General features: G+C 69.5%; 10 protein-coding genes, 1 pseudogene and 1 CRISPR repeat array. Of the genes and pseudogenes, 6 read left to right on the forward strand and 5 right to left on the reverse strand.

Annotation, left to right across the window (positions count from 1 at the left end; all coding sequences use genetic code 11):
* Positions 1–88: 88 nt before the first annotated feature.
* Positions 89–556 (reverse strand): hypothetical protein, encoded by a 468-nt coding sequence (locus tag CACI_RS19275; protein ID WP_015792508.1) that lies wholly within the window; start codon positions 554–556, stop codon positions 89–91.
* Entirely contained in the window at positions 549–1,106 is a 558-nt protein-coding gene (locus CACI_RS19280; RefSeq protein ID WP_015792509.1) for a DUF6928 family protein, read from the reverse strand. The genes CACI_RS19275 and CACI_RS19280 overlap by 8 nt, the downstream gene beginning before the upstream one ends.
* Before the next feature lie 54 nt (positions 1,107–1,160).
* Positions 1,161–5,643: direct repeats of the CRISPR family, unit length 29 nt; unit sequence GGGATCAGCCCCGCGCCTGCGGGGAGCAC.
* An 818-nt stretch (positions 5,644–6,461) separates the two neighbouring features.
* Between CACI_RS19280 and CACI_RS19290 the strand changes: the two are divergent.
* Positions 6,462–7,214, forward strand: a pseudogene (locus tag CACI_RS19290) (ABC transporter permease); the annotation flags it as partial.
* A gap of 93 nt (positions 7,215–7,307) precedes the next feature.
* Here the strand turns inward: CACI_RS19290 and CACI_RS19295 are convergent.
* The gene (locus CACI_RS19295) at positions 7,308–8,930 is read right to left on the reverse strand and encodes an FAD-dependent monooxygenase (RefSeq protein WP_015792511.1); all 1,623 of its coding nucleotides are present in this window, start codon (positions 8,928–8,930) and stop codon (positions 7,308–7,310) included.
* 99 nt (positions 8,931–9,029) lie between these two features.
* On the opposite strand from CACI_RS19295, the gene CACI_RS19300 reads away from it, so the two are divergent.
* Positions 9,030–9,644, forward strand: a complete 615-nt coding sequence (locus CACI_RS19300; protein ID WP_015792512.1) for a TetR/AcrR family transcriptional regulator — start codon at positions 9,030–9,032, stop codon at positions 9,642–9,644.
* Between the two features lie 223 nt (positions 9,645–9,867).
* Here CACI_RS19300 and CACI_RS19305 read toward each other — a convergent pair whose 3' ends face one another.
* Both CACI_RS19305 and CACI_RS19310 read right to left on the reverse strand, forming a co-directional pair.
* Complete coding sequence (locus CACI_RS19305) at positions 9,868–10,476, reverse strand: acyl-CoA-like ligand-binding transcription factor (protein WP_015792513.1); 609 nt, start codon at positions 10,474–10,476, stop codon at positions 9,868–9,870.
* A complete protein-coding gene (locus CACI_RS19310; protein ID WP_015792514.1) occupies positions 10,473–12,029 on the reverse strand; it encodes an MFS transporter in 1,557 nt (518 codons plus the stop codon). The genes CACI_RS19305 and CACI_RS19310 overlap by 4 nt, the downstream gene beginning before the upstream one ends.
* 217 nt (positions 12,030–12,246) lie before the next feature.
* Between CACI_RS19310 and efeU the strand changes: the two genes are divergently transcribed.
* The 4 genes from efeU (at position 12,247) to CACI_RS19330 (ending at position 17,641) form a co-directional block, all read left to right on the forward strand.
* Positions 12,247–13,860, forward strand: coding sequence for an iron uptake transporter permease EfeU (efeU, locus tag CACI_RS51265; RefSeq protein WP_015792515.1), 1,614 nt, complete (start codon positions 12,247–12,249; stop codon positions 13,858–13,860).
* 92 nt (positions 13,861–13,952) lie between these two features.
* Positions 13,953–15,185, forward strand: coding sequence for an iron uptake system protein EfeO (efeO, locus tag CACI_RS19320; RefSeq protein ID WP_015792516.1), 1,233 nt, complete (start codon positions 13,953–13,955; stop codon positions 15,183–15,185).
* 77 nt (positions 15,186–15,262) lie between these two features.
* Positions 15,263–16,570 (forward strand): iron uptake transporter deferrochelatase/peroxidase subunit, encoded by a 1,308-nt coding sequence (efeB, locus tag CACI_RS19325; RefSeq protein ID WP_015792517.1) that lies wholly within the window; start codon positions 15,263–15,265, stop codon positions 16,568–16,570.
* 681 nt (positions 16,571–17,251) lie between these two features.
* Positions 17,252–17,641: a G1 family glutamic endopeptidase gene (locus CACI_RS19330; protein ID WP_223297651.1), complete on the forward strand. Its 390-nt coding sequence runs from the start codon at positions 17,252–17,254 to the stop codon at positions 17,639–17,641.
* Positions 17,642–17,897: the final 256 nt, after the last annotated feature.

Consider the following 17,897-nt stretch of genomic DNA (forward strand, 5'->3'; position numbering starts at 1 on the left):
CACAGGCGCACGGCCAGCATGTTGTACGCCTTGCGAGTGGTACGTGCAGCGGGTTCTTGCCTCGGTCGGAAAGGCCGGGCGCATACCGTCAGATGTGCGCCAGGACCTGCCGGACGTCGCAGCCGAGCGCGGCGGCGAGTTGAGCGAGTTCGTCGGCCGGCAGCCAATCCCGGTTCGGGTTCCATGCCTCGAGTTCGAAGCGCGCGAACCCGCACGGCCAGTCGTAGTGCAGATCGTTGAGGGACACATCGGCGGCGCAACACGGGACCGTCACGGCGAGGTTCGCGAACCCGGTCTCGACGCAATCCTCCAGCAGGTCAGACCACCACTCGACGCCGATCGCGTTCTGGCAGGCGGGGCATTCGATTCGCTCCAGGTTCGCGCCGCAGTCGATGACAGTGACCTTCTCGTGCCAAGTGATCCGGTACTCCGTGGTGACGAAGCCGTCGAATTGAGGTACCAGCCGGCGGAGGACCGCCATGGCGGCGTCCGCAGCCTCGGCCATGGGCTGCCAGTCGGGGTCCGCCGGAATGATCGACAAGATGTTGTCACTCATGATCGCTGCCTTGGTGATGAGCGCCATCGTGACGGTTCGTAAGAGCGTTAAGATCCAGTGGCTTGATCTTGATACGCCGAACGATCGCCGCGATCTCGTCTTCATGCTCGGTGCGTTGGACTGCTGCAGCGTCCAAGTCAAAGACGGTCACCGGCAGTTCGTACACGTGCCGCGGCAACCGCGTGAGCGGAGCGCCGAAAGCCAGGTCGCCGATCACCGCGTCGCCGAAGCTCTCGGTCGAGAAGGGAAACACCGACACCGTCTCCCACTCCTCATCGCTCAGCTTGGGCCACCGATCCCGGCTCCAGAACGGAAGCTCCACCTGGCTGCGCTCGCCGCGGTCGATCCAGACCTCGCCGGACTCGCTGACAGCGCCGAACTCCCGGATCAGACGACCGTCCTCCACCGCACGCAGCCATACCCGGTCGACGACGTTCTGCATCACACCGGCGACACACCGGGCTGTCGGCATAAGCCCGGCGATCTGATCGACAACAGGAGAAATGTCGCCGGGTTCGGCCTCGAACAGTCGTGGATCGCCGATCATCATTGAGACGCCTTACGGGGAGCACGTGCCGACCGTCCAGGTCATCCGAACGAACGGGGGATCAGCCCCGCGCCTGCGGGGAGCACAAGAAGGCGGCGCAGGAGTTCGGGAACCAGTGGGGATCAGCCCTGCGCGTGCGGGGAGCGCGCTCCCGATCACGTCGCCGAACACCTGGAGTCGGGATTAGCCCCGCGCCTGCGGGGAGCACGAACCCCAGGCCAGGGACAGCACACTGCCCACGGGATCAGCCGCGCGCCTGCGGGGAGCACGACCAGAATGTCGCGTGGAACTCGGGATACCGGGGATCAGCCCCGCGCCTGCGGGGAGCACACGATGCCCGCGATGATCAATAGGAGGCTGCCGGGATCAGCCCCGCGCCCGCAGGGAGCACCTACTGAAGGAGTTGACATGACAGCCCGCGCCGGGATCAGCCCCGCGCCTGCGGGGAGCACTCCGAGGCCGTCATCACGTGCGCCCACAGCAGGGGATCAGCCCCGCGCCTGCGGGGAGCACCGATGGCGGCGACGAACACGAGGAATTCCGCTGGGGATCAGCCCCGCGCCTGCGGGGAGCACCACACAGCCGACGGAACCCTGGTCGGCATGCAGGGATCAGCCCCGCGCCTGCGGGGAGCACGCCCGCGCCCGCGAGGCCGCCGGCCTCGACGTGGGATCAGCCCCGCGCCTGCGGGGAGCACTCGTAAACTTCCATGATATGGGTCGGACTGGCGGGATCAGCCCCGCGCCTGCGGGGAGCACAACGAGCGCGAGGGCCAGGAGGAGTCCGCGGAGGGATTAGCCCCGCGCCTGCGGGGAGCACCATCCGAGTACTGACCTTGAGGACGGACCAGTGGGATCAGCCCCGCGCCTGCGGGGAGAGCCTGAGCGTGAGCTGGCCTGTCATCGACATGACGGGATCAGCCCCGCGCCTGCGAGGAGCACCGACTTCATGGACCTGGAGTGCACATGGTGCGGGGATCAGCCCCGCGCCTGCGGGGAGCACGTCCACGCATGCCAGTACGAACAGGTCGTGCGGGGATCAGCCCCGCGCCTGCGGGGAGCACCGAAGGTCCCGGCCGGGTGGCTGGGATCTTGGGGGATCAGCCCCGCGCCTGCGGGGAGCACAACAGCGCGTTCAAGGAGGGCTGGATCCCGCCGGGATCAGCCCCGCGCCTGCGGGGAGCACGCATCCCACATCCACGGCCGACCGCGGCCGCAGGGATCAGCCCCGCGCCTGCGGGGAGCACGTCATGCGAACACAGTGGCAGAGATATCCGACGGGATCAGCCCCGCGCCTGCGGGGAGCACGTCACGCTGCACCTGGTTGATGCGGCTGAACAGGGATCAGCCCCGCGCCTGCGGGGAGCACCGAGGTGGAGCCCGCACGGCTCCGCAACCGAAGGGATCAGCCCCGCGCCTGCGGGGAGCACTCCTGCCCTTTCAAGCCGAAGGTGTTCATCGCGGGATCAGCCCCGCGCCTGCGGGGAGCACCGTGACTACCCGCTCGGCCGCAGTGGGGCCGGGGGATCAGCCCCGCGCCTGCGGGGAGCACCACCCGGACCGTGAACGACTCCTCAAGCGGGCGGGATCAGCCCCGCGCCTGCGGGGAGCACTCAGCGAGTTTCGGCGTGTTCAGCAGGGTCTTGGGATCAGCCCCGCGCCTGCGGGGAGCACTCTACGGCGGTTACCGCCCCTGACGGGGCAGAGGGATCAGCCCCGCGCCTGCGGGGAGCACGCGGCAGACGGCGTCAACTACTACTACGGCCTGGGATCAGCCCCGCGCCTGCGGGGAGCACCCAGGGTGCTAATGGTGCCGATGAACGCGCTCGGGATCAGCCCCGCGCCTGCGGGGAGCACCCGAAGCTTCCGCGTCGAGACATGCGATCCCGGATCAGCCCCGCGCCTGCGGGGAGCACAGGCCGTGGGTACGTACGACCGGCGGCTGCCGGGGATCAGCCCCGCGCCTGCGGGGAGCACCTCAAGATCTCCCCCGAGGTCGGGTGGTACCTGGGATCAGCCCCGCGCCTGCGGGGAGCACTAGACGTCGGACTGCTCGGCCTGCAGGCGCAAGGGATCAGCCCCGCGCCTGCGGGGAGCACTCGGCGGGCTGGTCGTCGTCCTCGTCGGGACAGGGATCAGCCCCGCGCCTGCGGGGAGCACCGTTCGTGAACGGGCCGCGTTGCGAGCTGATTAGGGATCAGCCCCGCGCCTGCGGGGAGCACCTGGAGCCACTGATCGGCGCGCTGGGGACCGCAGGATCAGCCCCGCGCCTGCGGGGAGCACCAGGTCGTACGTTACAGCCGTCCCCTCCTCTCGGGATCAGCCCCGCGCCTGCGGGGAGCACCCCGCGCTCAGCGGGAGCCGGGGACGCTGCCGGGGATCAGCCCCGCGCCTGCGGGGAGCACAGATGCATGCAGTCGTCGTAGCTCAGACCGCCGGGATCAGCCCCGCGCCTGCGGGGAGCACCTCGGCATCTCCAAGGCCACCGCCCACCGCTCGGGATCAGCCCCGCGCCTGCGGGGAGCACATGGCGTTGAGTTGCGCGTTGAAGTCGGAGGCGGGATCAGCCCCGCGCCTGCGGGGAGCACCCGGCGTCGGTTCAGTCGTTGAGGCGGTAGCCGGGATCAGCCCCGCGCCTGCGGGGAGCACCCGTCAACGGCGTCACCATGCTGAACGATTTCGGGATCAGCCCCGCGCCTGCGGGGAGCACCGCTCAATGAACTCGTGGTCGCGGACGGCCTTGGGATCAGCCCCGCGCCTGCGGGGAGCACCTGTGACCAGTCCATGCGGTCGAAGTCCGAACGTGGATCAGCCCCGCGCCTGCGGGGAGCACCTTTTTGCCGTCTGGAGCAGCGCGAACTGGATCCGGGATCAGCCCCGCGCCTGCGGGGAGCACAGAACCCCCCGACGTCCGGGCGACGTCGGGGGGGATCAGCCCCGCGCCTGCGGGGAGCACTAGCCATACACCTGCGCAACCCTTTCGGCACTGGGATCAGCCCCGCGCCTGCGGGGAGCACTTCCTGATCAAACGGGACCTGGACGAAGCGCTGGGATCAGCCCCGCGCCTGCGGGGAGCACTTGCCGGCGCCCTGGCCCACCAGGCGCGTCTCGGGATCAGCCCCGCGCCTGCGGGGAGCACCCCGAATGCCTGGACAGCGAAGGCGGACCGCTGGGATCAGCCCCGCGCCTGCGGGGAGCACTCCGGTGCAGGTCGGTACGGAAATCCCCGCTGGGGATCAGCCCCGCGCCTGCGGGGAGCACTGTCGGCCACGTCGGGCCCCTTTCGTTTCGTGGGGATCAGCCCCGCGCCTGCGGGGAGCACTACGACGCGATCCTGGCCAGGCCGCCGTGCCAGGGATCAGCCCCGCGCCTGCGGGGAGCACAGCCCATTCGCCTCGGCGTAGCGGCGCACCTCGGGATCAGCCCCGCGCCTGCGGGGAGCACAAGCTGTGGTTGTCGGCCGCGCGCTGGGCCCAGGGATCAGCCCCGCGCCTGCGGGGAGCACCTGAAGGCGATGATCCGTGTCCACGGGCCCGCGGGATCAGCCCCGCGCCTGCGGGGAGCACCAGCCTGTCGTAGGCCTCCAGCGCACGCTCGGCGGGATCAGCCCCGCGCCTGCGGGGAGCACGCATCGACGACTTCGACAGCACGGCCGACCTGGGATCAGCCCCGCGCCTGCGGGGAGCACCGGGGCCGCGTCGGTCCAGATCTCCAACAGCGGGATCAGCCCCGCGCCTGCGGGGAGCACATCGGATCGTCGGCACAACCCCAGTTCCTGACGGGATCAGCCCCGCGCCTGCGGGGAGCACCGGAGACACCGGTTCTCCGTCCGGAAGATGTCGGGATCAGCCCCGCGCCTGCGGGGAGCACGGCCGAGGGTGCGGACGGCGCGGTATTGCAGGGGGATCAGCCCCGCGCCTGCGGGGAGCACAACGGCGTCACCAGCAACTACAACTGGGAGGCGGGATCAGCCCCGCGCCTGCGGGGAGCACCGAACCTGCTGCAGGTCGCCCTCGAGCAGGCCGGGATCAGCCCCGCGCCTGCGGGGAGCACATAGCAACTCAGGACACTGACACGGTAAGATCGGGATCAGCCCCGCGCCTGCGGGGAGCACCGTTTCGTTGTAGATCGACATCCGCGAGTAGAGGGATCAGCCCCGCGCCTGCGGGGAGCACTCGGAATGTTTTCAGGCCTTGAGGTGATCTTGGGGATCAGCCCCGCGCCTGCGGGGAGCACGCTCCGGGGTCAGGTGGGAGTCCGGCGCCCCGGGGATCAGCCCCGCGCCTGCGGGGAGCACCTCAGGTCCCTTCCTAGGCGACAACGTGTGTTGGGATCAGCCCCGCGCCTGCGGGGAGCACACATCAAGGGACTACCTGAAGGGAGTGCGCCGGGGATCAGCCCCGCGCCTGCGGGGAGCACGATCGACGCGGAGATGGCGGTGTCGCTGTGACGGGATCAGCCCCGCGCCTGCGGGGAGCACGCCGGTCCGGCGCCGGTGAGCCGGAGTCCGCTGGGATCAGCCCCGCGCCTGCGGGGAGCACTCTGCTTGACGTGCTTGTCTATCGGGCTGAGATGCGGCTGCCGTTGGGTTCCGCAGATTCGGGCATACGTGTCAATCGGGAAGTCGAGCGAGGCGGAGTAGCCGCTAGTGCGCAGCAGTGCCCTCAGACTATCGGCGCCGGGCCGGATGACGGTCTGGCGTGCTCGGCAGGTTCGCCGCCATGCCGGTGCGCGGCGCGACCCCGGCGGCTGCGCAGCATGCAGGTGGTAGGTGACTAGCTTCTACGGTGGGACGGCCGCAGCTCCCGGCCGGTGGTGACGGCGATGCCGAACAGCACGGTCAGCGCCGCCTTTCAGCAAGGCCCAACTGTGTCGCGCAGATCCAGGGAGGCGATCGTGTCTCCCGAAGCGGCGACGACGCCTCTGAGGACTGTGTTCTCCGACCGCTTCAGAGGTGCCACGGGCTGCAGGCCAGGGGCTAGCTCATCGATCACCCAGTCCATCAGCGCGGCCCTGTCGCGGACTGGCAAGCCGTCGCTTACCTGCCACGATCCGGGCATGCCGGGCGGCTGGACCAGCATGTGCGGCGCGTCGTCGCGGCGGGCGTCCAGGTGCAACGGAGGGTCTGGGCTTGGTTCGGGAACCGGTCAACATGGCGATTCCGTCTGCGGGAGCCGGCGTCGGCACATCGTTCAGCAACCTGCTCAATATCGCGCAGACTGCCGACCGGTGGTTGTTAGCCAGGCCACCTAGATCAAATGACAAGGACACTAACTTCGAACACTGGTACCTTCTCAGGGTCTTGAGATGCTTGCACCTCGAAGCTGCCCGAGGGTGAGCTTGACCCGCTTCCCCGGCCGAGATCGTCAGCCAGACGCTGATCATGGCGTGGCGCGCGTTGAAGAAGATGCGGCGTAATCCGGAGCAGTTCTTTGATGTGACGATTCAGCCGCTGCTGTTCACGGCGATGTTCGCCTACATCTTCGGCGGTGCGATTTCCGGCGGGGTCAGTGCGTATCTGCCGGTGCTCATTCCCGGGATCGTGGCGCAGACGGTGCTGACGACGTGCATGTCGACGGGGGTGCAGTTGCGGGAGGACATGGAGAAGGGGGTGTTCGACCGGTTCAAGTCGCTGCCGATGGCGCGGATCGCGCCGCTGGCCGGGCCGATGATCGCCGACCTGCTGCGGTACCTGATCGCCGCCGGTTTGACGTTCGTGGCGGGTCTGATCATCGGCTACCGTCCCGGTGGCGGGGTGGTGGGGGTGGCCGGTGCGATGGTGCTGGCGATCGTCACCGGGTGGTCGCTGGCGTGGATCTTCACGTGGCTCGGCACCATTACCAAGAGTGCCAAGTCGGTGCAGGGCATCTCGATGATGATCCTGTTCCCGTTGGCGTTCCGGTCGAACGCGTTCGTGCCGGTGCAGACGCTGCTGAACTGGCTGGCCGACCTCGTAAAGGTCAACCCGGTCTCGCATCTGGTCTCCGGCACCTGCGCGCTGGCCAACCGCGGCGTGATCAGCGGTGAGGTCGGCTGGACGCTGCTGGCGTGCGCGGTGGTCATCGCAGTCTTCGCACCGTTGTCCATGCGCGGCTACCGCCGCCACCTGTAGCACCGGGAGAAGTCCTCGGCGGCTCCCGGTTTCCCAGAAGCCGCCGAGGACTCCTTTCCGGCCGGTCGACGAAGCGCGGGTTGTCGCGTGCGGTCAGCCTGCGTCCGGCGGGGACGGCAGCCGACCGACGAGGGTGAGCAGCACGCGGTCGAGATCGTCGGGGCGCAGACCCTCATCGGTGCGGGCGGCGACATGTCCGTCGGGACGAACCAGCAACGCTCCGTCGGCGGGCGACTCGGTGGCCTCGGCCCAGTCGCCCTCGACCGGAACCAGGTTCGCGGCCTGGCCGATCCGGTGTACTGAGACGGTCAGGCCGGTGCGTGCCGCCGCGGACTGCGCTGCGCGGTCCCAGTCATCGGTCGTCGCCGTCGTCACGATGGCGAAGCCCGGACCGCACAGATCGAGGGTGGAGACCTCTGCGTCGCCGGACTTCAGCCACATGTGAGGTAGCCGGGTACCCGATTGCGCGGTGAGTTCGTTCACCCAGCCCTGCTCCTGTGTGTCGGCGCCGGGACACACCGCGGAGGAGGCGTAGCGATAGCGCGTCATGATGGCGCCGCTGTCGATGTGGCGAGCCACGTCGTCCCGGTTCTGGTGGGTGGCGATGCCGTATCGGGCGAGGAAGTCGGTCCGCGCCCGGGCTTGTTCCGCGGCCAGGACGGCGCGCGGGCGCCGCTCGGTCTGATACGTGTCCAGCAGCGGGGAGTCGGCGTGCCCGGCCAGCACGGCGGCGAGTTTCCAGGCGAGATTGTGTGCGTCGGCGATCCCGGTGTTCGCGCCGAAGCCGCCCCAGGGCGCGTGCCGGTGCGCCGCGTCGCCGGCGAGCAGTACCCGTCCGCGCCGGTACTCGTCAGCGACGTGGACTCCGTCGTCCCAGGTGCTGGCGGCCAGGATCTCGACGTCGAGGTCGGATCGGCCCACCGCCGCGCGGACCAGGTCGGCGCAGCGGTCCGGCGGGTAGTCCCGCAGCGTCTCGGCGCGGGGATCGTATTCGAGGTGGAAGGACCACTCGTCGGTGTTGTTCTTCGCCAGGATCAGGGCCCGTACGTCGTCGTTGACGATCTCGCACTGGCTGAAGGTGCGGCCCTGGACCGTTTCGGCGAGGTCGACGCGGGCGTAGGCGTTGACGTAGTGGTGCAGTGACGGCAGGGACCAGCCGGCGATGCCCAGGGTTTCCCGGATGGGACTGCCTGCTCCGTCGGCGGCGATCAGGTAGTCCGCGGTGATGGTGTGGCCGTTCACCGTGGCGGTGACATGATCGGCGTCCTGTCGCAGTTCGAGCAGTTCGGCGCCGAAGTGCACGTCGGCACCCCGCTCGCGGGCCAGGTCGGCGAGCACCGGTTCCAGGAGCACCTGGGGACAGAAGCAGAATGATGACGGGCTCGGGTCAGCGCCGATACCGCGGCGCACGCCGTCCATCGGCAGATCGGTGGAGTCCATCAGCGTCTTGCCCATGCGGGCTCCGCCGAACGCGCCGGCCTTCAACGCACTGCGTGCCACATGCTGAACGTGTTCCTCGATGCCGATCTGCCGGAACAGTTCGACGGTGCGTACGTGGACGCCGCGCGAGCGGGGCAGCTCGGAGGGGTGCTCACGGCGTTCGACCAGGACGCAGTCGACTCCGTGGTAGCGCAAGAAGAGCGCCGCGGACAGACCGACCAGGCCGCCGCCGACGATGAGCACGGGGGTGTGGGAGGTGTCTTCGAGTGATGGCATGGATGTACCCCTTGGAAAGATTGATGCTTCCAGCTATAACTTTACACTCGACAGTAACTTTCTAGTCAAGGGTAGACTGCGGGCGAGGAGGCGGATCGTATGACCACCGAGCCGATGGGGCTGCGCGAACGCAAGAAGCATGAGGCACGGCTCCGCATCGCGGACGCGGCGCTGGAGCTGTTCGCGGCCAAGGGGTTCGACCATACGACGGTCGCGGAGGTCGCCGCCGCCGCGGACGTGTCGGTCAAGACCGTGTTCAACTACTTCCCTGCCAAGGAAGATCTCTTCTTCGACCGCGCCGAGGAGGTGGAGCAGCGCTGGCTGGACGCCGTCGCCGACCGGTCGCCCGGCGAGTCCGTCCTCGCCGGTCTGCGTCGCAGGTCCCTGAGTCGCTTCGATCAGAACGCGGACGGCTCGGCGTTCCGTTTCCGCCGAGTGATGGCCGGTAGCGCGGTCCTGCAAGGCCGCGGCCAGCAGATGTGGGCCGCCCACGAGGACGCCATCGCCGCGGCTTTGGCCGAGGCGATGGGTGCCGCCGTAGACGATCCGACGCCCCAGGTCTTGGCGAGCCAGGCCCTCGGCACCCATCCGCTGGCCTTGCGCATGGCCGAGCGGTGGAGCGACGCCGGGCTCGCGGCCGAGGAGGTCCAGCGTCGGGTACTGGACCTGATCAACCGGTGGTACGACGTGCTGGAGGAGGGGATCGGCCGCTAGTCCGAGCGCGTCGCGTCGGTGAGGGCGCCGACCTCGGTCCGCGAGTGGCCCGGCGGTCTTTGCGTCCCGGTCGCAGGGCCCGGATTCGACCTCGCGCTCGGCCGCGTGGCTGAACGTCGCACTCGGACCGGCGATGCGCACCGCCATGCCGACCTGGCGGTGTGGCCGGCACCGCACACAGCATCAGGCGGAGGTGGCGTCAGACCGGTCCCCGGGTCCGCCCTCAGAAAGCGAATCCCGTGGTCAGCAGCGGCAAATGCCGCTCGTACAGCTCCGCCAGCTCCTCTTCCCCGCCGCCTTCCACCCAGTACCGCACCACCGTCGTGAACACCGCGATGATCGCGGCGGCCGCGCACCGCACCTCCAGGTCGGTCGCCTGCCGCTCCGCGCGCTCGGCGATGATCTCGGCGATGACCTGCTCGCTTCGTTCTTGGTCGGCCACCGATCGGGCCCGGATCGCCGGGTCCGTGAAGCTGATCCGGGTCCGCAGCAGCAGTTCGTCGCGGTCCTTCTGGAGCATCTGGCCCAGCGGACCCTTCAACGCGTTGAGGACCGCCTCGACGATGGGCTCGTTCGCGGGGCGGGCGCGCAACGCGTCAGCGAGGGCGGGGTCGTACTCGTCCTGGAGGACCACGTCCTCCTTGGAGGGGAAGTATCGGAAGAACGTGCTGGGCGAGACCTCCGCCGCTTCCGCGATCTGGTCCACCGTGGTGGCCTCGTAGCCCTGCTCGGCGAACAGGCGGTAGGCCTCCCGGCGGATGCGCTCGCGGGTCTGCTGCTTCTTGCGTTCCCGCAGGCCGAGGTGTCCGCCGGTGGCCTCGTGCGTCGTCATGCGATCGATTCTGCGGGTTCGGCCACCGTTCCGGAAACCTGGCCGGCGCCCGGGGCGCCGGCGTGCCGCGGGAGGAAGGCGGCGGCCAGTCCGGCGCCGAGCAGGGCGATCACGCCGCAGACGAGGAGGACCAGGCTCATGCCGTGGACGAAGGACGCGTGCGCGTTCACGGCAAGTCCGGCGTCGTGCAGCTGCCCCGCGAGGGCGTCGGCGTCGGACACCGAGTCGCGTGCCGCGTCGGCCTCCGATGTCGGCAGCCGCCCGGTGTGCAGCCGGGCCAGGTAGCCGTAGCTGAGCAGGCTGCCGAGGCCCGCGACGCCCAACGCCGACCCGAGCTGCTGGATGGTTTCCAACAGGCTGGTGCCGGATCCGGTTCCGTGGTCGGGCAGCGTCCCCAGGACCAGGCTGGTGGCGGGCACCACTGCGAGCCCGAAGCCGAGGCCGGTCAAGCCCAGCCAGCCGGCGGCGAAGCCGTAGCCGTCGGCGGCGCCGGTGGTGGCGCCGAACAGCACGCCGGCCGCGAGCACCAGCAGGCCCGTAGTGACGACCAGCCGGACGCCGAGCCTGGGCAGCAAGAATTCGCTGAGCGCCGCCGACAGCATCAGCCCGCCGATGAGCGGCAGCACCCGGATACCTGTGCCGAAGGCGTCGTTCCCCAGCACGGACTGGAGGTACTGCGGCACCACGAACAAGATCCCCATCACCGCGAAGTTGACGAAGACCGCGATCAGCGTCCCCCACCGGAAGCGGCGGTCGCCGAACAGGGCGAAGTCGACCAGCGGATGCGGGAAACGGCGCTCGCGGACGACGAACCCGGCCAGCAGCGCGGCAGCGGCGGACAGCGAGGCCAGGACGGACGGAGCAGTCCACCCGTCCTCGGAGATCAGGATCGTGCCATAGACGAGCGCGGTGATGCCGAGGCCGCCCAGCAGGGCGCCGAGGGTGTCGAACGGCGGCGCGGCCGACGTCCGTTCGGCATCGCGGGGCAGCAGCCACAAGCCGGCAGCCAGCGCCACAACGGCGACCGGGACGTTGAACAGGAAGACCGAGCCCCACCAGAAGTGGTTGAGCAGCCAGCCGCCGACCACCGGTCCGACGGGCATGCCGAGCGCCGTGGCGGCGGTCCAGACGGCGATGGCCCGGGGCTGCTCGTCCTTGCTGAAGACCCGCGGCAGGATCGCCATCGACAACGGCAGGATCGCGGCGGCGCCCAGACCCAGGACCGCGCGCGCCGCGATGACCGCGGTCGGCGAGTCGGCCAGTGAGCCGACCAGGGAAGCGGCGCCGAACACGGCTATGCCGGAGAGCAGCAATCGCCGGTGGCCATAGCGGTCGCCCAGCAGACCGACCGGAAGCATCGCCACTGACAGAGCGAGCAGGTAGCCGCCGCTGATCCACTGCAGTTGGGCGCTGTCAGTGTGCAGATCGCCCGCGATCGTCGGCAGGGCCACATTGATGACGGTGCCGTCGAGGCCGACGATCAGGACGCTGAGGGTGAGGGCCGCGAGGGCCGGCCAGCGGCGCGGGGACTGTGAAAGATCGAGCGCAGGCATCGGACCTCCCAAGGCGTGGTTACGTGATGGGAGTGTAGCTTCAAATGAAAGTCTCCTGTCAATTCCTAGTTGGCTCCTATTTGGTTGTTCGCTGTCAGTCATGGCGCGCAACGACGGGCGGCGATGAACCCCTCTGGCAAAGGTATGGCTTACCTAATATAGGGTTGCCTAACCTTATTGCTTGCCGGGCTCGCGCCTCCCGAACTGGATCGGTCTGATGCTTCCTACCTTCGTCATCGGTTTGCGAGAGGGACTGGAGGCCGCTCTGATCGTCGGGATCATCGCGGCGTTCGTGAGCCGGCAGGGGCGGCGGGACCTGTTGCGGTGGATGGCCGCGGGCGTGGCGACCGCGGTGCTGCTGTGTGTCGCGGTCGGCGTGGTCCTGGAGATCGTGTCGGCCGATCTGCCGCAGCGGCAGCAGGAGGGCCTGGAGACGGTGGTCGGCGCTCTGGCCGTCGGCATGGTCACGTACATGGTCGTGTGGATGAAGCGGCACTCGCGCGAGCTCAAGGCGCAGCTCGAAGGACTCGCGGCGGAGGCGATGGGCCGCGGGACGGCCGGGCGCGCGATGGTGGTGATGGCGTTCCTCGCGGTGCTGCGCGAGGGCTTCGAGACCGTGGTGTTCCTGCTGGCCGCCTTCCACGAGTCGGGGAACACCGCCGGCGCCGCCGGCGGGGCGGTCGCCGGGATCGTGGTCGCGGTGGCGCTCGGATACGGGATCTACCGCGGCGGTGTGCGGCTGAACCTGTCGAAGTTCTTCCGGGCCACCGGGATCGTGCTGGTGCTGGTCGCCGCCGGGCTGGTGGCCACCGCGCTGCACACCGCGCACGAAGCGGGATGGCTGGACGGCGGCCAGCAGGCCACCGTCGACCTCACCAGCGTGGTGCGGCCCGGTTCGGTGCGGTCCGCGCTGCTGACCGGCATGCTCGGGATCCAGAGCCGGCCGGTGCTGGCCGAGGTCGTGGGCTGGTTCGCCTACCTGGTCCCGATCGGGCTGTACGTGGCGTGGCCGCCGAACCGCAAGCTCGCTCGCAGAACCCTGATCCGCACCACCGGCGGGGCGGCCGTCGTGGGCGCTGTCGCCGCGGTCGGCCTGGTCTTCGCCCTCCCCGCGCGGCCGGTGACGAACCCCGCCAGCGGCAGTGCGGCGCCGAAGGCACAGTTGGTCGGCGGTGCGGGCGGCGCGTCCGCCACCGCGGCCATCCGGGTCGAGCTCGGCGCGCCGCTCGCCGGACAGGGCACCGCCGCTACAACCGTCAGCGCGAAACGCACCGGAACCGAGCAGCACGAGGGCATCAGTACCGACGTCTACACCGCCGCGAGTTCCGGGCCCGACGCCACGCGTCCGACCGCGGTCTCCCTGGAACAGGCCGCGGCGCTCAACGGCGGACGGCTGCCGCTCGGCGTGCGCGGCACCGGACAGAACAGCGCGGCCGCGACCGGAACCGTGCACGTCTCCTACACCGACAGCACGGCCCTGACCTTCTGGATCGAACCGCGCACCGGCCGGATCGTCGATCTGCGATGGACCGACACCACCCGCGCCACGCTGACCGGCACCGCGGTCGGCGACGTACCGCTGGACCAGCCGATCGCCACCGCGGACCACGGCCTGACCCCGGCTGCGGCCGGAGCCGCCGCGGCCGCCGCCCGGCACGACCGCTCCAGCCTGGACGACCGCTCGGCGGTGCTGGCCGGCGCGTGGCTGGCCGGCACCGCCGCCGTCCTCGGGGCGGTGTGCGCTGCCGTGCTGGCCGTGACGGAGCGCCGCGATCGGCGCGCACGCGTGGCGCACGTCACCGCCGAACCGTCCGCCACACCGTCGGGATGACGGTAGCGTGGGCTCGCTCTATATTAGGTAAGCCTTACCTAACTTCGAAGCCCACGATCGCTGTCGCCCCCCGATTCCCGCCAGGAGAAGCCTTGAGAACCTCGTCTGCCACCTCCGCCCGCCCGCGCGCCGCCCTCATCGCGGTGGCCGCCGTGGCGCTCACCGCCGCCGGCGCCCTGGCCGGCTGCAGCAGCTCCTCGTCGTCCGGCAGCTCCTCGCCGTCCGGCGGCACGGCGAAGGCGGCGGACAGCTCCAAGCCCGCCGGCGACCCGCACAAGGCGACCGTCACCATCACCTCGGCCGGCGGCTGCGCCGCGGACAAGGTCAGCTTCCCGGCCGGCGAGGTCACCTTCGACATCACCAACAAGGACGCCACCGCGGTCAGCGAGGTCGAGCTGCAAAGCGGCCAGCGCATCGTCGGGGAGAAGGAGAACCTGCCGCCCGGTTTCTCCGGCACGTTCGCGGTCACCGTCGACGCCGGCACGTACACGCTGTACTGCCCCGGCGCCACCAAGGAGAACACGCCGATCACGGTCACCGGCCAGGCCTCCACCGGCGCGGACACCAACACCAGCGCCCTGCTGGCGAACGCCACCAAGGAGTACGCATCCTACGTCACCGCCCAGATCGGTTACCTGCTCCAGACCTCGCAGGCGCTCCAGACCGCGCTCCAGGGCACCGACCTGACCGCCGCCCAGCAGGCCTACATGAAGGCGCGCCCCTACTACGAGAAGATCGAGCCGGTCGCAGAGTCCTTCACCGTGGGCACCGACAACCTGGACAGCGACATCGACGCTCGCACCGACGACGTGCCGGCCGACCAGTGGACCGGCTTCCACCGGATCGAGAAGGGCCTGTTCGAGGACAAGAGCCTGAACGGGCTGGCCGCCTACGGCGCCGGCCTGGTGAGGAACGTGCAGAAGCTCCAGGGCCTGACCACGGGCCTGGCCTACAAGCCGTTCGAGCTCGCCAACGGCGCGCAGGAACTGCTTGACGAGGTCTCCAGCTCCAAGATCACCGGCGAGGAGGAGCGCTACTCGCACATCGACCTGCTCGACTTCCAGGCCAACGACGAGGGCGCCGAGCAGGCCTTCGCCGACCTGAAGCCGGCGCTGGCCAAGATCGACCCGACGCTGACCTCGAACATCTCCGACGCCTTCACCTCGCTGGACACCTTGGTGGACTCCTACCGGACCGGCTCCAACGCCTCCGGCTTCGCGCTCTACACCTCGCTGAACGACGGCGACAAGCAGAAGCTCGCGGCCGCGGTGAAGGCCGTGCAGGAGCCGCTGTCGCAGGTGGCTTCGAAGGTCGCCAAGTCCTGACCGACCCGGCACACGCAGTACCCACAGCCCTCGCCCCGGCCGGTCCTCCGGCCGGGGCACCGTGACGATCAAAGTGGATGGGACAAGCAGTGGACGACGAGGCCACGACCGAGACGGCGGCGGAACCCGGGACGGCCAGCCGGCGGCAGGTGATCGGCCGGGCGATCGGCGCGGCCGGAGTGGTCGCGGTCGGTGGCGTCGGCTACGGCGTCGCCCGGGCCACCGAGCCCGGCGGCAGCCCTTCCCCGCCCGCGTCCTCGGCTTCGGACATTGTGCCGTTCTACGGCGCCAACCAGGCCGGGATCGCCACGCCGGCCCAGGACCGGCTCGCCTTCGCAGCTTTCGATGTCACCAGCGGTTCGGCGCAGGCCTTCCAGGTGATGCTGGGAACCTGGGCCGCGGCCGCGGCGCAGATGACCAAGGGCCTGCCGGTCGGCGCGGTGGACAACAACCCACAGTCCCCGCCGATCGACACCGGCGAGGCCGACGGACTGAGCGCCGCCGGATTGACGATCACCGTCGGGTTCGGGCCCTCGCTGTTCGACCACCGGTTCGGTCTGGCCGGCAAGCGCCCGGCGGCCCTGGCCGACCTGCCGACCCTGCCCGGCGACGGCTCCCTGCAGCCCGCGCGCAGCGGCGGCGACCTCTGTGTGCAGGCCTGCGCGGACGACCCGACCGTGGCGTTCCACGTGATCCGCAACTTCGCCCGGCTGGCTCGCGGCACCGCGGTCATCCGCTGGTCCCAGCTCGGATTCGGCCGCACCTCCTCGACCTCGGACAGCCAGCAGACCGAGCGCAACCTGATGGGCTTCAAGGACGGCACCCGCAACATCAAAGCCGAAGCCGCCGACGATCTGCGCGACCACGTCTGGGTCGGCTCCGAGACCGACCAGGCCTGGATGACCGGCGGCAGCTATCTGGTGGCCCGCCGTATCCGGATGCTGATCGAGTCCTGGGACACCGACTACCTGTCCGACCAGGAGAACGTCTTCGGCCGGTTCAAGACCTCCGGCGCCCCGCTCACCGGCAAGTCCGAGTTCGACACACCGGACCTGGCCGCCAAGCACACCGACGGCACCCCGGTCATCCCGCTCAACGCCCACATCCGGCTGGCCGGCCCGGAGACCAACAACAACCAGAAGATCCTGCGCCGCGGCTACTCCTACACCGACGGCATCGACTCCGCCACCGGCCTGCTCGACGCCGGCCTGTTCTTCCTCGCCTACCAGAAGGACCCGCGCCGGCAGTTCGTCCCGATCCAGACCCGGCTCGGCCACCAAGACAACCTGAACGAGTACATCCGGCACACCGGCAGCGCGCTGTTCGCGGTGCCGCCGGGAGTCTCAGCCGCCGGAGACTGGTGGGGGAAGAGCCTATTCGCGTGAGCCGCGCGGAAGGTGGTGCGCTACGTCGGCACGCCAGCAGGCGTGCCGACGAAGCGCGCGAGCATCGCCAAGTGACGGCCCGAGGCCAGCACGGGTCCTGCGGTGAGCCTAGTGGGCGCAGGCATCGTCTCGTGCCAGGATCGCTTCGGATACCCGGGGAAGAGCGCCAGATCGGGCTCCACCCAGCTGCTTCGGATCGCCGCGAGCCAGCGGTACAGCGCTATAGCTTGCTGACACCGCACCATTCGCAGCATTATGCGATGAGCGCATTGGTCGCGGACGGGTCCAGCGGAGTTCCAAATTCCCCGACTGCCGCCTTCTGCGTTCCTGCCAGTCCGGACAAGGACATCAGACTCTGGGTGAGCCCAAGGGCCGCCCTTAAGGGTCACGTGTTGGTGTCAACGTCGCTTTGAGCTGAGTTTTGCTGTATTAAGTATCCTGCGAAACGAGATCTCTGATACATCCGGAATGTCTAGAAGTCGGGTGTCGTAAGTCTCGTCGTGTCTGAATCTGTCACTGTAGCCGGTGGTCGCGCGATTGGGCTGTTCGTGCGGGGTCATCTGGGAGCGCTGACTCGCTGGAGCTGACCAAGCTGGTGGATGCGAGTCTGGCCCAGGCTCGCCGGACGCAGCGTGGGTTGCGGTTATTGCCGTCGGGGGGCGTATGTATTTGGCGTTGGCGATGGTGTCCGCAGGTGGGGTTGGCCGAGGTGCGGGTCTGGTTGACAGCAGAGCTGTCGCAGCAACTGACCGGGCCATCGGCAAAGGCACCGACTTCACTCTGGTGTTGACCGACTCCACCCAGGGCTGGAGCTACATTGTCAACAAGACGCTGAGCAACCCGGCCCTGGCCTCGGCCGAGGTCATCGCCGAGGCGCCGTCCAGCGGCTCCGGTGTCCTGCCGCTGACGAACTACGGCACCGTCAACTTCACTGCGGCCGACGCCAACGGCGCATCCATGGCGGGCCAGAGCCCGGACCCGACCACCATGGCTAGCGGCAGCACCACCAAGGCGACGGTCTCATCGATCTTCAGCTCCAGAGCCTTCTCCGACACCTGGCACCACAACTGACGAGTCGGCCGGCGCACGCCCGAACACCCTCGGACGGACACCGCCGACAGGGCGCCCATGACCGAGCACCGATGACCTGGTACTGGCCAGTCGGAGCTTCACAACGCGGCGCTGGTACCCTTGCCCCTCTCGCGGGAGCACCAGGGTCCCCGCGCGGTTAGAACGATTGCACCGCCAGACTCTGGCCCTCGAACGTCGCACCCCTCCGTGTGCGGAGAAAGCCGTTCAAGAACATTGATTGCCAGCGTCGCGGACG

Origin of the sequence: Catenulispora acidiphila DSM 44928 (assembly GCF_000024025.1) — a bacterium.
In the GTDB taxonomy this organism is placed as follows: Bacteria; Actinomycetota; Actinomycetes; order Streptomycetales; family Catenulisporaceae; genus Catenulispora; species Catenulispora acidiphila.